We start from the raw sequence: 524 nt of genomic DNA, 5'->3' as shown, positions 1-524 counted from the left end.
GGCGGCTGCGGCTCCAACAGCTGTAACAACAGCTGTGATACCGATCGAAAACACAATCGAACTCATCAATGCCAAAGCGTTCGCTGCCATATTTCTCAAAAGAATACTCGCTCCTCCTCCAGAGGAAGCTAAAACCAACGAAATCGAAGATACTAAACCGATTCCCATCGCGGCAGCTATTCCAACAAACGTAGCTGCACCGCTTGCGTAAGCAAAAGTTACTCCAGCTCCACTCGCAATCAGATAAAGCGCGCTGTTCAGTGTCGAAAGCGCTGCGATTCCGACTGCTCCCGCTACCACCGGAGCTCCGTTCAAGCCCATATAACCAAGGCTCGTTCCAAGCCCAATTGCGGCTAACGCACTTGCAATTACCACTGACGCCATAATCGCCACTCCTACCGCCGCTGCTCCAATTGTCGGTAACGAAAACATCGGAAACGTGATCGCCGCAATCGCTCCGATTCCGATGCTGTTGCCGCTTGGATCCGTATGATTCACCGGGTTCCCTTCCGTATACATATACA

Annotated in this window: 1 protein-coding gene; it reads right to left on the bottom strand. The window is 51.7% G+C overall.

Going from position 1 to position 524, the window contains the following annotated elements:
• Positions 1 to 524, bottom strand: a 524-nt coding sequence (locus CH376_RS24395; RefSeq protein ID WP_165783665.1) for an RHS repeat-associated core domain-containing protein, incomplete at both ends; no start/stop codon positions are given.

The organism is Leptospira adleri (genome assembly GCF_002811985.1).
GTDB classification, from domain to species: Bacteria; Spirochaetota; Leptospiria; order Leptospirales; family Leptospiraceae; genus Leptospira; species Leptospira adleri.
Note: the sequence above shows the minus strand (reverse complement) of the source record. Positions and strands in the feature narration are given on the sequence as shown.